This window comes from Frateuria sp. YIM B11624 (assembly GCF_049727805.1).
GTDB lineage: Bacteria > Pseudomonadota > Gammaproteobacteria > Xanthomonadales > Rhodanobacteraceae > Frateuria_A.
Genome location: NZ_JBCNYA010000025.1, coordinates 1 through 13,977 on the forward strand (window position 1 = coordinate 1; position 13,977 = coordinate 13,977).

General features: G+C 70.5%; 14 protein-coding genes. 6 read left to right on the forward strand and 8 right to left on the reverse strand.

What is annotated here, in order from left to right:
* Positions 1-102 precede the first annotated feature (102 nt).
* From otsA to AAIL17_RS13120, 3 genes are all read right to left on the reverse strand, one after another.
* Entirely contained in the window at positions 103-1,512 is a 1,410-nt protein-coding gene (gene otsA, locus AAIL17_RS13110; protein WP_424683296.1) for an alpha,alpha-trehalose-phosphate synthase (UDP-forming), read from the reverse strand.
* Between the two features lie 105 nt (positions 1,513-1,617).
* Positions 1,618-2,421 (reverse strand): trehalose-phosphatase, encoded by an 804-nt coding sequence (gene otsB, locus AAIL17_RS13115; RefSeq protein WP_424683297.1) that lies wholly within the window; start codon positions 2,419-2,421, stop codon positions 1,618-1,620.
* A gap of 309 nt (positions 2,422-2,730) precedes the next feature.
* Positions 2,731-4,053: a hemolysin family protein gene (locus AAIL17_RS13120; RefSeq protein WP_424683298.1), complete on the reverse strand. Its 1,323-nt coding sequence runs from the start codon at positions 4,051-4,053 to the stop codon at positions 2,731-2,733.
* A 138-nt stretch (positions 4,054-4,191) separates the two neighbouring features.
* On the opposite strand from AAIL17_RS13120, the gene AAIL17_RS13125 reads away from it, so the two are divergent.
* Positions 4,192-4,821: a DUF47 domain-containing protein gene (locus AAIL17_RS13125; RefSeq protein WP_424683299.1), complete on the forward strand. Its 630-nt coding sequence runs from the start codon at positions 4,192-4,194 to the stop codon at positions 4,819-4,821.
* A gap of 13 nt (positions 4,822-4,834) precedes the next feature.
* Positions 4,835-5,956, forward strand: coding sequence for an anion permease (locus tag AAIL17_RS13130; RefSeq protein ID WP_424683300.1), 1,122 nt, complete (start codon positions 4,835-4,837; stop codon positions 5,954-5,956).
* 46 nt (positions 5,957-6,002) lie between these two features.
* Here the strand turns inward: AAIL17_RS13130 and AAIL17_RS13135 are convergent, their stop codons facing one another.
* Complete coding sequence (locus tag AAIL17_RS13135; RefSeq protein WP_424683301.1) at positions 6,003-6,407, reverse strand: hypothetical protein; 405 nt, start codon at positions 6,405-6,407, stop codon at positions 6,003-6,005.
* Between the two features lie 64 nt (positions 6,408-6,471).
* On the opposite strand from AAIL17_RS13135, the gene AAIL17_RS13140 reads away from it, so the two are divergent.
* Both AAIL17_RS13140 and recQ read left to right on the forward strand, forming a co-directional pair.
* The gene (locus AAIL17_RS13140; protein ID WP_424683302.1) at positions 6,472-6,810 is read left to right on the forward strand and encodes an MGMT family protein; all 339 of its coding nucleotides are present in this window, start codon (positions 6,472-6,474) and stop codon (positions 6,808-6,810) included.
* A gap of 150 nt (positions 6,811-6,960) precedes the next feature.
* Positions 6,961-8,796, forward strand: coding sequence for a DNA helicase RecQ (gene recQ / locus AAIL17_RS13145; protein WP_424683303.1), 1,836 nt, complete (start codon positions 6,961-6,963; stop codon positions 8,794-8,796).
* A 161-nt stretch (positions 8,797-8,957) separates the two neighbouring features.
* Here recQ and AAIL17_RS13150 read toward each other — a convergent pair whose 3' ends face one another.
* Positions 8,958-9,281 (reverse strand): MliC family protein, encoded by a 324-nt coding sequence (locus AAIL17_RS13150; RefSeq protein ID WP_424683304.1) that lies wholly within the window; start codon positions 9,279-9,281, stop codon positions 8,958-8,960.
* 119 nt (positions 9,282-9,400) lie between these two features.
* Here AAIL17_RS13150 and AAIL17_RS13155 point away from each other — a divergent pair, with 119 nt between their 5' ends.
* Positions 9,401-9,922 (forward strand): FHA domain-containing protein, encoded by a 522-nt coding sequence (locus AAIL17_RS13155; protein WP_424683305.1) that lies wholly within the window; start codon positions 9,401-9,403, stop codon positions 9,920-9,922.
* On the forward strand, positions 9,907-11,640 hold the full coding sequence (locus AAIL17_RS13160; protein WP_424683306.1) for a protein kinase domain-containing protein: 1,734 nt from the start codon (positions 9,907-9,909) through the stop codon (positions 11,638-11,640). Before AAIL17_RS13155 ends, AAIL17_RS13160 begins: the two co-directional genes overlap by 16 nt.
* 30 nt (positions 11,641-11,670) lie before the next feature.
* On the opposite strand, the gene AAIL17_RS13165 is transcribed toward AAIL17_RS13160, so the two are convergent.
* From AAIL17_RS13165 to AAIL17_RS13175, 3 genes are read right to left on the reverse strand one after another with little or no spacing between them, the layout of a single operon-like run.
* Entirely contained in the window at positions 11,671-12,609 is a 939-nt protein-coding gene (locus tag AAIL17_RS13165) for a LysM peptidoglycan-binding domain-containing protein (RefSeq protein ID WP_424683307.1), read from the reverse strand.
* The gene (locus AAIL17_RS13170; RefSeq protein WP_424683308.1) at positions 12,606-13,457 is read right to left on the reverse strand and encodes a PP2C family protein-serine/threonine phosphatase; all 852 of its coding nucleotides are present in this window, start codon (positions 13,455-13,457) and stop codon (positions 12,606-12,608) included. The genes AAIL17_RS13165 and AAIL17_RS13170 overlap by 4 nt, the downstream gene beginning before the upstream one ends.
* A gap of 52 nt (positions 13,458-13,509) precedes the next feature.
* Positions 13,510-13,932 (reverse strand): DNA polymerase III subunit chi, encoded by a 423-nt coding sequence (locus AAIL17_RS13175; protein ID WP_424683309.1) that lies wholly within the window; start codon positions 13,930-13,932, stop codon positions 13,510-13,512.
* Positions 13,933-13,977: the final 45 nt, after the last annotated feature.

Below are 13,977 nucleotides of genomic sequence, written 5' to 3' on the forward strand. Positions count from 1 at the left end.
CGGGGTTGTGCGGGCGAAATACCCGAACGCCGTGGTGGGTGGGCTTCAGCCCACCAGCGCCCTGATACGGGATCGCGGTGGGCTCAAGCCCACCCTGCGGCTTCAACTGGTCAACGCGTGCAGGAACGCGATGCGCCAGGCGGTCAGGTCGTGCCGCTGCAGAACGTCCATCATCGAGCGCCAGCGCGCGATGCGCTCGCGCTGGGGCATGGCCAGTGCGCGTTCCAGCGCGTCGGCCACCTCCACCGTGTCGGCGGGGTTGACCAGCAGCGCCTCGGTCAGCTCCTGCGCCGCGCCGGCGAAGCGCGAGAGCACCAGTACGCCGGGGTTCTTCGGGTCCTGGCTGGCCACGTATTCCTTCGCCACCAGGTTCATGCCGTCGCGCAGCGGCGTGACCAGGCCCACGCGCGCCACGCGGTAGTAGCCGGCGAGCAGGGTGTGCGGGAAGGACTGGTTGACGTAGCGGATCGGCACCCATTCGGGCGTGGCGAACTTGCCGTTGATGTGGCCGGCCATGCGCTCCAGTTCGCGGCGGATCAGCCGGTACTCCGGCACAGCGCCGCGCGAGGGCGGCGCGATCTGCAGGAAGGTGACGCGGCTGTGCAGCATGGGCGAGCGCTCGAGCACGTGGGCGAAGGCTTCGAAGCGCTGCGCCAGGCCCTTGGAGTAGTCCAGCCGGTCCACGCCGATGATCAGGTCGCGGCCGTCCAGGCTCTGCTTGAATTCGCGCACGCCGTTCTCGACCGCGGCCTTGCGCGCGACGTCGGCCACCTCGGCGGTGTCGATGCTGATCGGAAACACGCCGGCGCGGAACAGCCGTCCGTTGGCCGCGCGCAGCCGGTTGCCGGGACGCATCGCGCCGCCGACCTCGTGCAGGAAATAGTCCTCCAGCGCGCGCAGGTCGCGCGCCGTGTGCAGGCCGACCAGGTCGTAGCTGGCCAGCGTCTCCAGCAACTCGCGGTGCTTGGGCAGCGCGATCAGCAGCGCCGCGGCGGGCAGCGGCGTGTGCAGGAAGAAGCCGATGCGGTTGCGCACGCCGCGCTCGCGCAGCATCGCCGCCAGCGGAATCAGGTGGTAGTCGTGCACCCAGATGATGTCGTCCGGATCGAGCAGCTTGACCAGCTCGTCGGCGAAGATCGCGTTTACCCGCAGATAGCCTTCCAGGTGGCTGCGCTGGTAGTCGACCAGGTCCGGCCGGTAGTGGAACAGCGGCCACAGCGTGCGGTTGGCGAAGCCGGCGTAGAAGTCGTCGTGGTCGGCGCGCGAGAGGTCGATGGTGACGTAGTCGATCGGTCCGTCGCTGAGCCGGTGCAGCTCCTCCGCACTGGTCGGGGCGACCTTGCCGCTCCAGCCGAACCACAGTCCGCCGCGCTCCTGCAGCGCCGCGCGCATGGCCGAGGCGAGTCCGCCGGTGGCGGTCTGCTTGGGCATGGCGACGCGGTTGGAAACCACCACCAGCCGCCCGGGTTTCTTGCCGGTGCGGCTCATCGCGCGCCACCGGTGCACGGGCATGCGTGATTCGGCGCGGCTGGGCCGTCGCCAGGAGCCTGGGTCGTGGAAACGCTCGAGGCTTTGCACCCCGGGCGGCTTCTGCGGCCCAGGCTCCCAGGAACCAGCTCAGGGCTGGCGCGTAAGTGGCTGTCCTCCGCCGCTGTCGGCATCGATGGAAACTCCCTTTGGATGGTCTGGTCCGTGGCCGAGCGTGCCCCGCACCCGCTCCAGCCAAGCGTGGGCGGCGGCCGGGCTAGGCAGCGTGAACCGGGCGTGCGTCGGCTCGCGGTCGCCCACCCGCACACTCAGGCCGCCGGCGCGATCGACGACCACGAAAGCGTGCTCGTCGGTGAGGTCGTCGCCGAGGTACACCGGCGTGCGGCCGGCGAACGGCGGCTGCTGCATCAGCTCGTCCACCGCCCGGCCCTTGTCCATGCCGGCGGGCTTGAACTCCATCACTAGGTTGCCCGGTTGCAGCTCGTAGCCAGGCAAGGTGGCGGCCAGCGCCTCGGCGGCCTCGCGCAGGGCCGGCAGACGTTCCGGGTCGCGTCGGCAATGCAGCGCCATGGCGTGTTGCTTGTCTTCCAGTTGCACGCCCTCCAGCCGCGCGGCCAGGGCATGCACCGCCGCGCGCATGCGCGCCTGGTCGGCAGGATCGACGCGAACTTCGCGGCGACTGCCATCGGCGGCGCGCAGTTCATAGCCGTGCAGGCCGGCGAGCGCCCAGGGCGGCCTGCCGAACAGCTGCGCCAGGTCGTCCACGCGGCGGCCGCTGACCAGCGCCAGGGCGCCGTCGAGCCGGTCGTGCAGGGCCTGCAGCAGCGCACGCAGCGCGGGCGACACGACCACCGCCGCCGGGTCGTCGACGAAGTCGAGCAGGCTGCCGTCCACGTCGAGGAACAGGGCCCAGCGCTGGTCCGGCCGGGACAAGGGTGGCGCCGGCAAGGGGGCGCTCACGCTGGCGGGCTTGGGCGAAGACATCGGGTCCAAGCCTAGCAAAGGGAGCGTGAAAAGCCGAACCACGGGGATGAAGATTTGCGCTCCGATCGCCCCCATCCGCCTGTCGGCACCTTCCCCTGTGAACGGGGAAGGCTCGCTCGACTGGGCTGCGGCAGGAACGAACCTTTTCCCGCGAAATGGGGAAGGCCCGCCAGGCGGGCTGCCGCAGGAACGATCCTTCCCCCGTTCACGGGGGAAGGTGCCCGCAGGGCGGATGGGGGAAGCCTTGCGAAGGTCGACCTACTGCTCGTCGTCCGCCGCCTCGATGCGCGGTGCCGGCGTCACCAGCAGCTTGTCGATGCGCGCGCCGTCGAGGTCCACCACCTCGAAGCGGATGCCGCGCCAGGCGAACACCTCGCCGACCTGCGGGATGTGTCCCAGCGCGGTCATCACCATGCCGGCGGCGGTGCGGAACTCGTGTTCCTCCTCACCGGGCAGGCGATCGATGTGCAGCAGCTCGCGCAGATCCTCGGTGGACAGCGAACCGTCGACCAGCCAGCTGCCGTCCTCGCGCGGCACGATCGGCGGGTGCTCCTCGCTGCCGCCGTGGCCGAGCTGGCTTGCACCGACCACCGCCGCGAGCAGGTCGTTGAGCGTGACCAGGCCGTCGATGTCGCCGTACTCGTCGACCACCAGCGCCATCGGCGTCTCGGCGTCGCGGAACTCCTCCAGCAGGTCCATCGCGCGTGCCGTGCCCGGCACGTACAGCGGCTTGGCGAGCTGGCGGAACAGCTCGGGCGTCTCGCCGGCGATGCCGCCGATCAGGCTCTTGACCTCCAGCACGCCGACCACGTCGCTCTCGTCGCCCTGGTAGACCGGGTAGCGCGAGTAGGGCGTCTCGCGCATCACCGCGATGTTCTCCTCGCGCGATGCGGCGTGGTCCAGCCAGGCGATGCGCATGCGCGGGGTCATCACGCTGTCGACCGTGCGGTCGCCCAGGCGCAGCACGCGGTTGACCATGTTGTGTTCGTCCGGATCGAGCACGCCCTGTTCGGCGCTCTCGGCGACCAGCAGCCGGATCTCTTCCTCGGTGACCCGGCCGCTACCCTGATCGTTCGCGCGCAACAGCCTGAGCAACAGGCCGCTCGAGCGGTTGAGCAGCCACACGAACGGACCGGTAACGCGGGACAGCACCAGCATCGGCATCGCCACGAAGCCCGACAGCCGCTCCGGCGCGGACAGCGCCAGCCGCTTGGGCAGCAGCTCGCCGATCACGATCTGGATGTAGGAAATCACCACGAAGCCGAGCACGATCCCGACGCCATGGGCATACGGCGCCAGCCAGCTCAACTGGCCGCCCTGCAGGATCTGCGCGAACCGGTCGCCCAGCCGGTCGCCGGCCAGCGCACCGGTGATCAGCATCACCAGCGTGATGCCGACCTGCACGGTGGAGAGGAAGTGCTCGGGCGATTCGGCGTGGCGCAGCGCCACGCGGGCGCGGCGGCTGCCCTGGGCCATCTGCTTGAGGCGGCTCTTGCGCGAGGCGACCAGCGCCATTTCCGACAGCGCGAAGAAGCCGTTGAACACCGACAGCAGGATCACGAGCGCGATATCGGTCAGCATCGCGGCAGGGGTCTTGGGGGAGGCATGGGCGCAAGTGTAAGGCTTGTGACGGGCCCGCCCACAATAGGCGGTCGTGCGTGAAGCCGTAGCGCTCCTGTAACATTCCGCCGTTTCCCCTCAACTTCCGGGCACCCGCGCATGTTTTCACTGCAGACCATCTTCGGTAAGGGCGACAAGTTCTACGGCCTGCTCGAACAGAGCGCCGCGGCCGCCCACGAGAGCGCCAGGGCGCTGCGCCAGATGCTCGAGCACACCGAGCGGGCGCCGGTGATGGCCGACTTCGCCGGCGCCCGCGCCCGCGAGAAGGCGCTGGCCGCGCAGATCAGCGAGGAACTGGTCAACACCTTCGTCACCGCGCTGGACCGCGAGGACATCGAGGCGCTCAACTCCGCGCTGTACAAGATTCCCAAGACGGTGGAGAAGTTCGCCGAGCGCTACCTGATCGTGGCCGAGCGCGTGAAGGACGTGAACTTCGCCCAGCGCGCCTGCGTGCTGGAGGAATCGGTCAGCGTGGTGGTGGAGATGATCGGCGAGTTGCGCCAGGGCCTGCGCATCGATCCGGTCAAGAAACTGCAGGACCGCCTGCAGGCGCTGGAATCCGAGGGCGACCGCATGCTGCTGGCGCCCTACCGCACGCTCTACGTGGAAGGCCACGACGCGATGAAGGCGATGCTCGCCAAGGATCTGTTCGAGCTGATCGAGAAGGCGATCGACAAGTGCCGCGACGTCGGCAACATCGTCTATTCCATCGTGCTGAAGAACTCCTGAGGCGACCTTCCGCATGAGCATCGGCCTGGTCTTCGCGGTGGTGGCGATCGCGCTCGCCTTCACCTACATCAATGGCTTCCACGACACCGCCAATTCGATCGCCACGGTGGTGGCGACCAAGGTGCTCAGCCCCGGCCAGGCCGTGCTGCTGGCGGCGGTGACCAACCTGGTCGGCGCGTTGTGGGGCACCGCGGTGGCCAAGACCATCGCCGCCGGACTGATCGACACGCACGTGATCGACGCCGGCCCGCAGTTGCTGATCTGCGCGCTGCTGGCCGCCACGGTGTGGAACCTGATCACCTGGTGGCTGGGCCTGCCGTCCAGCTCCAGCCACGCGCTGGTCGGCGCGCTGGTCGGCGCGGCGATCGCGGCGGCCGGCGACAACTTCGGTGCGGTCATCTGGGCCGAGGGCGGCGCGCACTGGTGGGCCGGCAAGGGCGTGATCCCCAAGGTGGTGGTGCCGATGGTGGTCTCGCCGCTGATGGGCTTCGTCATCGGCTTCGCGCTGATGGGCGCGCTCTACGCGCTGTTCGCGTGGCTGGCCAATCGCAAGGGCTGGCTGCAGCGGCTGGGCCGCACGCCGTTCGTCAACGCCTTCTTCGGCAAGGCGCAGATCGTCTCGGCCAGCGCGATGGGCCTGGCGCACGGCATGAACGACGCGCAGAAGAGCATGGGCATCATCGCGCTGGCGCTGGCCGGCGGCACCGCCGCGGGACAACTGGACCACCTGCCGCACTGGCTGGGTTTCCTGCGCATCGCGGGCTCGCCCGAGGGCGGCTTCGACGTGCCTTCCTGGGTAGCGGTGGTGTGCGCGCTGACGATGGCCGCGGGTACCGCCGGCGGCGGCTGGCGCATCATCAAGACGCTCGGCCACAAGATGGTCAAGCTGCATCCGATCAACGGCTTTGCCGCCGAGGGCAGTTCGGCCGCCGTCATCCTCACCGCGTCGGCGTTCGGCATCCCGGTGTCGACCACGCACAACGTGTCCGCCTCGATCATGGGCGTGGGCGCGGCCAAGCGCTTCAATGCGATCCGCTGGTCGGTGGTCGAGCGCATGGTGTGGGCGTGGATCCTGACCCTGCCGATCACCGCACTGCTGGCCTACGGCTTCGTGCGGCTGGCGCAGGCGTTCTGATCCGCGCATTGCAGGAGCCCGCTCGTCGGCTCCTGCGCGACTGGTACTACAGGCTGTCACCCTCGCTGGCGATGATCTGCTCCAGCTGGTCGCCCAGTTGCCCCAGCTCGCCGATCAACCGTTCCAGTTCGCCGCCGTCGAGGAATTCGTACGGGCGGTTCTCGCACAGGTGCAGGTAGGGCGAGCCATCCAGGTCGGCCACGGCGAGAAAGCCGGTGCGCTGCTCCCAGTTGAAGCGCAGGCAGCGGCGCGGGTCGGTGCCGGCCAGCGGCCCGATCGGCGTGGACAGGCGCAGGTAGCGGCGGCCGCCTTCGTCCTCCAGTTCCGCCAGATAGATGCCCTGGTGGCGGCCGAGCGGCAGGACGAGATCGAAGCTGATCAGGTAGGGGTCGTTCTGCCGCAGCGTGTACTGGCTGCCGACGTGGGAACGCACGGCTTCGAAATGGCGCATGGGCGGGCTCCTTGATGCGGGCCCGATGGTAACCTGCCGCCCCATTGCGCCAAAGTGACGGCCCATGCAGGAAAGCCACGCCCGCGTCTACGAGGCGATCGCCGCGATTCCGCGCGGCCGCGTCGCCAGCTACGGCGCCATCGCCGCGCGCGCCGGCCTGCCCGGGCGCGCGCGCCTGGTCGGCAAGCTGCTGGGCGAGACGCCGGAGGGGATGGAGCTGCCGTGGTACCGCGTGCTGCGCGCGAGCGGGCAGATCGCGTTGCCGCCGGGCAGCCGCGGTTTCCGCGAGCAATGCCGCCTGCTGCGCGCGGAAGGCGTCGAGGTGGTCAACGGCCGCGTGCCGCTGTCGCGCTTCGGGCTGGACGCGGACCTGGACCGGGCCTTGTGGGGCATGCCCATGTAGTGCGGGCTTCGGTGCACTGCCGCCGCATGGTGAAGGTGGGTGGAAGCACCATGCGCGGCACGCGTCCTACGCGCCGCATCCGGCTTTGCCTACCGTTTCCCGCACCCGTCGCCGACGGTCGTGGGACGGCGCTTTGGTAGCATGCACACGATGTCCTCCCGCGCCCTCGATCTCCTCCATAGCGTCTTCGGTTACGCCAGCTTCCGCGGCCAGCAACAGGCCATCGTGCACGCGGTGGCCGAAGGCGGCGACGCGCTGGTGCTCATGCCCACGGGCGGCGGCAAGTCGTTGTGCTACCAGATTCCCGCGCTGTTGCGGCCGGGCACGGCGATCGTCGTATCGCCGCTGATCGCGCTGATGCAGGACCAGGTCGACGCCTTGCGCGAGGCGGGCGTCGCCGCGGCCTATCTCAATTCCAGCCTGCCGCCGGAGGACCAGCGCGAGGTCGAGCGCCGCCTGCTGGCCGGTGGGCTCAAGCTGCTCTACGTCGCGCCCGAGCGCCTGCTTACGCCGCGCTTCCTGGGCCTGCTGGAACAGATCGACGTGGCCCTGTTCGCGATCGACGAAGCGCACTGCGTGTCGCAGTGGGGCCACGATTTCCGCCCGGAGTACCGCGAGCTCACGGTGCTGGCCGAGCGCTTCCCGCAGATCCCGCGCATCGCGCTCACCGCCACCGCCGATCCACGCACGCGCGAGGAGATCGTCGAGCGGCTCGGCCTGCGCGCGGCGCGCCAGTTCGTTTCCAGTTTCGACCGGCCGAACATCCGCTACCACGTGACGCTCAAGCACAACCCGCGCACGCAGCTGATGCAGTTCCTCGACGGCCATCGCGGCGAGGCCGGCATCGTCTACGCGCTGAGCCGCAAGAAGGTCGAGGACACCGCCGCGTGGCTCGCAGAGGCCGGCATCGAGGCCTTGCCCTACCACGCCGGGCTCGATGCGCGCGTGCGCGCGGCCAACCAGCAGCGCTTCCTGCGCGAGGACGGCGTGGTGATGGTCGCCACGGTCGCCTTCGGCATGGGCATCGACAAGCCGGATGTGCGCTTCGTCGCGCACCTGGACCTGCCGCGTTCGATGGAGGGTTACTACCAGGAGACCGGCCGCGCCGGCCGCGACGGCCTGCCGGCCGAGGCGCTGATGCTCTATGGCCTGTCCGACGTAGTGACGATGAGCCAGATGATCGCGCAGTCCGACTCGGCCGACGAGCGCAAGCGGATCGAGCGGCAGAAGCTCGAGGGCCTGCTCGCCTTCGCCGAAGCTACCCGCTGTCGGCGCGAGTTGCTGCTCGGCGCCTTCGGCGAGGACTACCAGGGCCCCTGCGGCCACTGCGACAACTGCATCGAGCCGCCGAAGACCTGGGACGCCACCGTGCCGGCGCAGAAGGCGCTCTCGGCGGTCTACCGCAGCGGCCAGCGCTTCGGCGCCGGCCACGTGATCGACATCCTGCGCGGCATCGAGGGCGAGCGCATGCGCCAGCTCGGCCACGACCACCTCACCACCTTCGGCATCGGTGCCGACATGGACGAGAAGGGCTGGCGCTCGGTATTCCGCCAGCTGCTCGCCGCCGGCCTGCTCGAGGCCGATGCCGAAGGCTACGGCACGCTGCGCCTGACCTCGGCCAGCCGCGCGGTGCTCACCGGCGGCCAGCAGGTGCTCTTGCGCGAGGATGCCCGCCCGGTGCGCAGCGCGCGCCGCCGCCGCGACAGCCAGTTGATCACCGGCGCCAGCCTCGGCATCGAAGCCTACGAACAGCCGCTGTGGGATGCCCTGCGCGCCCTGCGCACGCGGCTGGCGAAACAGCAGGGCGTGCCGCCCTACGTGGTATTCCACGACGCCACCCTGCTGGCCATGCTGCGCGCGATGCCGTCCTCCGAGGAGGAGCTGGCCGAGGTCAGCGGCGTGGGCGAGGCCAAGCTCAAGCGCTACGGACGCGATTTCCTCGCCGTGATCAATGCCGGCGAACCGGTGGCCGACGACACGCCATAGGTGACCTCGAAAGACCCGCGCATGTAGGAGCGCCTTGGGCGCGGCAGCGGGGGCATCCAGGTCGCGCACAAGGTGAGCTTCTACAGCGTAGCAATCGGCTTTTCGAGGTTTCGCAAGGGCGCTGGCGGTATTCCCACGAAGGGAGGGTCCTCACGCCTGCTTCACGATCCAGGCGCCTGCCGGCACGCGATGCCGGGCGCGGAGGCGATGTCCTCTCCGGCACGCAGGGGCGCCAGCCATGCCTGCCCGCCCTTGGTCCACCACTGCCAGCCCTCGCCCACGTAGCGCGCGCCGCTGGCCGAACGGGCGATCGTGAGCCGGTGGGTGGCGCCGTCCACGGCCAGCACGGCATGGTCGGTGCCTTCGTAGTCCGCCTGTATCTGCCGCCCGTCGTCGCAGCGGTAGGCGACCGAGGGCGTCGTGGAGCGGGGCGGCTGGCAGGCCGCCAGCAGGGCGGCGGCGACGAAAACCAGGCAATGGCGCATGTGTTCTCCTCCGCAATGTGAACGTGGTCGCGCCTTGGCACGTGGCATGGCAGGCGTCCGCATGCTTCGATGACAAACGCTTGGCTATAGTGCGCCAGCGACTCCCTTCGAGGCATCCGATGAACAGCCCAGCCCAGATCACCGTATTGCCCGGCAGCAAGCGCTCGGCCGGACCGCAGGGGACCCGGTTGTTCTCCGCCGAGGAACTGCGCCAGTTCGCACGCGAGGCGGCGCCCGTGCTGCTGGGGCGTGCCAGCGCCGCCTCCCCGGTGCTGGAGGGGGCCAACGGCGCGTTGCTCGGCCGGCGCCTCTCGTTGCGGGCCGGGCGACAGACCATCGGCCGGCGCGGCGACAACGACATCGTGCTGAACGACCTCAGCGTCTCGGCCTCGCATGCCTGGATCATGAACCAGCAGGGCCACTACGTGATCATGAACACGCTGTCGACCAACGGTACCTTCGTCAACGGCAAGCGCATCCACGAGGCGAAGCTGCGGCACGGCGACCGCGTGCGCTTCGGGCAACTGGAGTTCACGTTCCTGACCCGCGAACGCGGCGCCGGCGCGTCCCGGCGGCGCTGGCTGGCGCTGGGGGCGGCGGTGCTGCTGGCAGCGGGGATCGCGGCATGGTGGCTGGCCTGATCCCAGCCGTGGATGAGCGGGCGGTCCCACCGACGGTGGGCCGCTACCGCATCGAGGGCGTGCTCGGCGCCGGCGCCATGGCGGTGGTCTACGCCGGCTTCGATCCCGAGATCGAGCGGCGGGTCGCGATCAAGTGCCTGCGCAGCGCGGTGGCGGCCGATCCGGCCTACCGGGCGCGCTTCCTCACCGAGGCGCGCGCGGTAGGCCATCTGACCCACCCGCACATCGTCACCCTGTTCGACGTGGGCGAGATGGCGGACGGCCGCCCATACATCGCGATGGAGCGGCTCTCCGGCGATACCCTGGCCAGCCGCGTGGCGCGCGAGGGATTCCCGTCCCTGCCCGTGATCCTCGGCCTGGTCGTGCAGATCGCCGGCGCGCTGGACTACGCCCACGCCCAGGGCGTGGTGCACCAGGACATCAAGCCGGAGAACATCATGCTCTCCGACGGCTGGCAGCATGCCAAGGTCAGCGACTTCGGCATCGCCGAGCGCCGCGACCCGCGTTCGGCGGGAGCGCCGCGCCGCGAGATCGGCGGTACGCCCGCCTACATGGCGCCGGAACACCTGCGCGGCGAGCGCACCGATGCGCGCAGCGACCTGTTCTCGCTCGGCGTGGTGCTGTACTGGCTGTTGAGCGGCAAGTTGCCGTGGGAGGAAACCGGCGACGTCAAGCGGCTGCTGGCCGAACGCCAGCGCCTGCCGCAACCGTCGCTGCAGCCGCGCGATCCGTTCACTCCCTCGATCCTGCTGGACATCGTGCAGACGCTGTTGGCGCCGGCGCCGCAGGACCGCTACCAGCGCGGCGCGGAGCTGGTCGACGACCTGCGCCTGGCCCTGCGCGAGTACGAGCGCCTGCACGAGAAGCCGATCGCCACGCGGCTGATCTCCCTGCGCCTGCGCTGGGCCGGCATCCTGGCCGCGGTGCTGAGCCTGACCCTACTGATCGGCCTGGCTGCCATCTATGCGCGCCAGAACGCGGCGGTCACCGGGCTGGCGCAGGACTACGGCCGCTCGCTCGGCCGCATGGTCGCCGGCGAGGCGGCCGAGAACCTGCTGCTGGACGATCGCGCGGCCACCCGCGCGCTGGTGCAGGACATCTCGCGCAACAGGCAGATCTATTACCTGGCGATCGCCAACCGCTACGGCGAGGTGATCGCCAGCACCCGCGGGGACGAACTGGGCAAGCCGCTGCCGGTACGCACGAACGAGGAGTTCCTGCCGGGTGCGGGCGACGTCGCCAGCTACCGCGTGCGCATTCCCGACGGCAGCGATCCGGGCGAGATGCTGGTGTTCGACGTGCCGGTGCGCTATCAGACCGCGCAGGTCGGCCAACTGCGCCTGGGGATCAGCGATGCGCCGCTGCGCGCGGCACAGAAGACCACGCTCAAGGCCATCGTGGCCGTGCTGCTGGTGACGCTGGCCGCCGTGACGGGTGCGGCCTGGTGGCTGTTCCGCCGCCTGCTCGGCCTGCTGGACGTGCTGGGCGAGGCGATGCTGCGGGCCGGGCGCGGCGATTTCAGCCATCGCATCCGGCTGGTGCGCCATGACGAACTGGGCCGGCTGTTCGCCGCCTTCAACCTGATGTGCAACGCGCTGCAGGCGCGCGAGCGCAGGCCGCGACGGCCGATGGCGAGACCGTCCTCTGCGCCGCTGGAGCTGCCCACCCGCATCCTGCCTGCGCCCGAGCAGGTCGGCGACAAGGTGTCGCGCGACTAGCCGGACGTCCGGCCGGGGAGCAGCCTGGGTTCAGAACTGCTTGAGCCGCTGCTTCAGTTCGAGCGCGCGCGCACGGTAGACGGTGGCCGGCTCGAAATCGGGCTCGATCGCCAGCACGCGGTTCCACAGCGAGATCGCCTGGTCCAGCTGCTGGTCGCGATACAGCACGATCGCGCGCTGGTGGTAGACCGACACCAGCTGCTTGCGCAGCGATGTGGCGTCCGCGCCGTCGGGCGGCAGGTGCGGGTCGGCGTCCAGCGCCTCGTCCATGCGTTCCAGCGCCTGCGTGCGCTGGCCCTTGTGCAGCAGGGCCAGGCTTTCGTCCTGCAGCCGGCGTGCCTTCGCCGCTTCGGAGGCGTCGGCGGGTGCGGCGGCGGAGGCGGCCAGGGCCGGGCCTTCCGGCGTCTTGCCCGGGGCCAGCCGCGAGGCCGGCAGGCGCAAGGTCTGGCCCACGCGCAGCATCGACGGATTGGTCGAGTCGTTGTAGCGCGCCAGGATCAGGAAGCGGCCGCCGTCGCCCAGGTAGCGCGCCGCCAGCGTGCTGTAGGAGTCGCCCGGCCGTACCACGTACGGGCGCGAGGCTTGTCCCAGCGCCTGCATAGGGTCGACGGTGAGCTGGCGCAGCACGCCCTGTGCCGCGGCGTCGTCCGGGTGGACCTGCAGGTAGCGGCGAAGTTGCCGCTCGCCTTCGGCGTAGTGGCCGAGCTGCAGTTGCTGCCTGACGATGGCGGCAAGCGAGGGCGGCGGGGCTTCGTCCTCGGCGGCGCGCGGTTGCGGCGTGGGAGTGGACGCCGGCGTCACCACCACCCTCGGTGGCGTTTCATGGCCGAACATCCGCGTTTTCAGCTGCCTGAGCTGGGCGCAGCCGCCCAGGCCGACGGCGAGCAGGCCGACGCATACCAGTGGCGCCCACCCGTGCCGGCCCGTTACCACGCGCACATATCCCATGTCGTGCACCGCATCCCTCATGCCTGTCGAATCCCCACGTCGCCGGGCCGGACCGGAGGCCGGCCCGCGGACTGCGCCCGCGATCCCGCAGCGCGTGCGCGCCACCACTGCACCCAGCCTATCCGGGCGAAGATCAAGGAGACATTGTCGCCGTCCGCGCCGCCGCGCTCCACTGCCTGGCCGAGCGCGTCGCGCAGCGCCCGGCGCAGGTCGCGCCGGCGTGCGTGCCGGCCCAGCTCATCGGTGGACAGGCGTTCCCACGCGCCGTCGCTGCACAGCACGAAGGACTGGCCCGGGCGCAGCACGGCCAGGCCGTGCTCGACCTGCGGGGGCTGCGGGCCGCCCAGGCCGCGCAGCAGCCTGTGCTGGTCGGCATCGTCGCCCATCGCCTCGGCGGCGAGTTCGCCGCGCGCCACCTTCATCTGCGCCACGCTGTGGTCCTCGGTGCGGCCCAGGCAGCGTCGGCCCTGGAAGCGGTACAGCCGGCTGTCGCCCACGTGCGCCCAGCAGACGCGCGACCCGTGGATCAGCAGGGCGACCACGGTCGAGTGCGGCGCCGCCTGCGCCAGCCTTTCGCCGCGCCGGCGCAGTTCCGCGTGCGCGGCCTGGCACAGCGACTCCAGGAACAACGGCCCGGGCTGGTCGCGCCACAGGCCTTGCCGCCACAGCCGGCGGGCGACCTCGACGACGCCCGCGGAGGCCAGCTCGCCTGCGCCGTCGCCGCCCATGCCGTCGGCCAGCACCAGCAGCCGCGCGTCGCTGATCGGATCGTGCAGGCAGACGAAGGCGTCTTCCTGCGTGGCGCGTCCGCCGCGGGCGCGGCCGGCCGCGACCGACGGTAGCGCCTGGACTTCGATCCCCTGGTCCATCGTTCGGCCCCTGCCCGAAGATGACCAGAGCATACCGCCGCGGCTGCGGGCCTTACATGTCGAACTTGGCGAGTTGGAAACCGCGTTGCTGGTATTCGCGCCAGCGCTCGCGCGAACCGGTGCGCGCGTCCGGGTCGGCCGCCACCACCTCCAGCACGCGCTCGAAGCGGCCAGCCGGGCAGGCCTCGCGCAGGTTGATCAGCAGCGGGCGGTCGGGCGTGTCGATGCCCGGCGGCACGATCAGCACGGCGGTGTTGGCATCGTCATCGTCGCCGGCGAGCTGATGCGGGATGTAGGCGTCGGCGTCGAAGTCCCACAGGAGTTCGTCGAGCGCCTCGGCCTGCTCGAAATCGCGCACGAGGATCAGCGTCGGCTGCTGCGCCGCAAAGGCACGGCGCGCCAGTTCGCACACCAGCAGCAGGGGCTGCTCGCGGAAGCGCGGCTTGTCGATCAGGTAGAAGTCGGCGCGTGGCATGGTCGACTCGTCAGTAGGCAGGAGGTCGGGCGCCGCGGCTTGCGC

Excerpts from the sequence above, each read along its gene's own strand:
- otsA (WP_424683296.1), bottom strand. The coding sequence starts at position 1,512 with ATGCCCGTGCACCGGTGGCGCGCGATGAGCCGCACCGGCAAGAAACCC.
- AAIL17_RS13120 (WP_424683298.1), bottom strand. The coding sequence starts at position 4,053 with ATGCTGACCGATATCGCGCTCGTGATCCTGCTGTCGGTGTTCAACGGC.
- AAIL17_RS13125 (WP_424683299.1), top strand. The coding sequence starts at position 4,192 with ATGTTTTCACTGCAGACCATCTTCGGTAAGGGCGACAAGTTCTACGGC.
- AAIL17_RS13130 (WP_424683300.1), top strand. The coding sequence starts at position 4,835 with ATGAGCATCGGCCTGGTCTTCGCGGTGGTGGCGATCGCGCTCGCCTTC.
- AAIL17_RS13135 (WP_424683301.1), bottom strand. The coding sequence starts at position 6,407 with ATGCGCCATTTCGAAGCCGTGCGTTCCCACGTCGGCAGCCAGTACACG.
- AAIL17_RS13140 (WP_424683302.1), top strand. The coding sequence starts at position 6,472 with ATGCAGGAAAGCCACGCCCGCGTCTACGAGGCGATCGCCGCGATTCCG.
- recQ (WP_424683303.1), top strand. The coding sequence starts at position 6,961 with ATGTCCTCCCGCGCCCTCGATCTCCTCCATAGCGTCTTCGGTTACGCC.
- AAIL17_RS13150 (WP_424683304.1), bottom strand. The coding sequence starts at position 9,281 with ATGCGCCATTGCCTGGTTTTCGTCGCCGCCGCCCTGCTGGCGGCCTGC.
- AAIL17_RS13155 (WP_424683305.1), top strand. The coding sequence starts at position 9,401 with ATGAACAGCCCAGCCCAGATCACCGTATTGCCCGGCAGCAAGCGCTCG.
- AAIL17_RS13160 (WP_424683306.1), top strand. The coding sequence starts at position 9,907 with ATGGTGGCTGGCCTGATCCCAGCCGTGGATGAGCGGGCGGTCCCACCG.
- AAIL17_RS13165 (WP_424683307.1), bottom strand. The coding sequence starts at position 12,609 with ATGAGGGATGCGGTGCACGACATGGGATATGTGCGCGTGGTAACGGGC.
- AAIL17_RS13170 (WP_424683308.1), bottom strand. The coding sequence starts at position 13,457 with ATGGACCAGGGGATCGAAGTCCAGGCGCTACCGTCGGTCGCGGCCGGC.
- AAIL17_RS13175 (WP_424683309.1), bottom strand. The coding sequence starts at position 13,932 with ATGCCACGCGCCGACTTCTACCTGATCGACAAGCCGCGCTTCCGCGAG.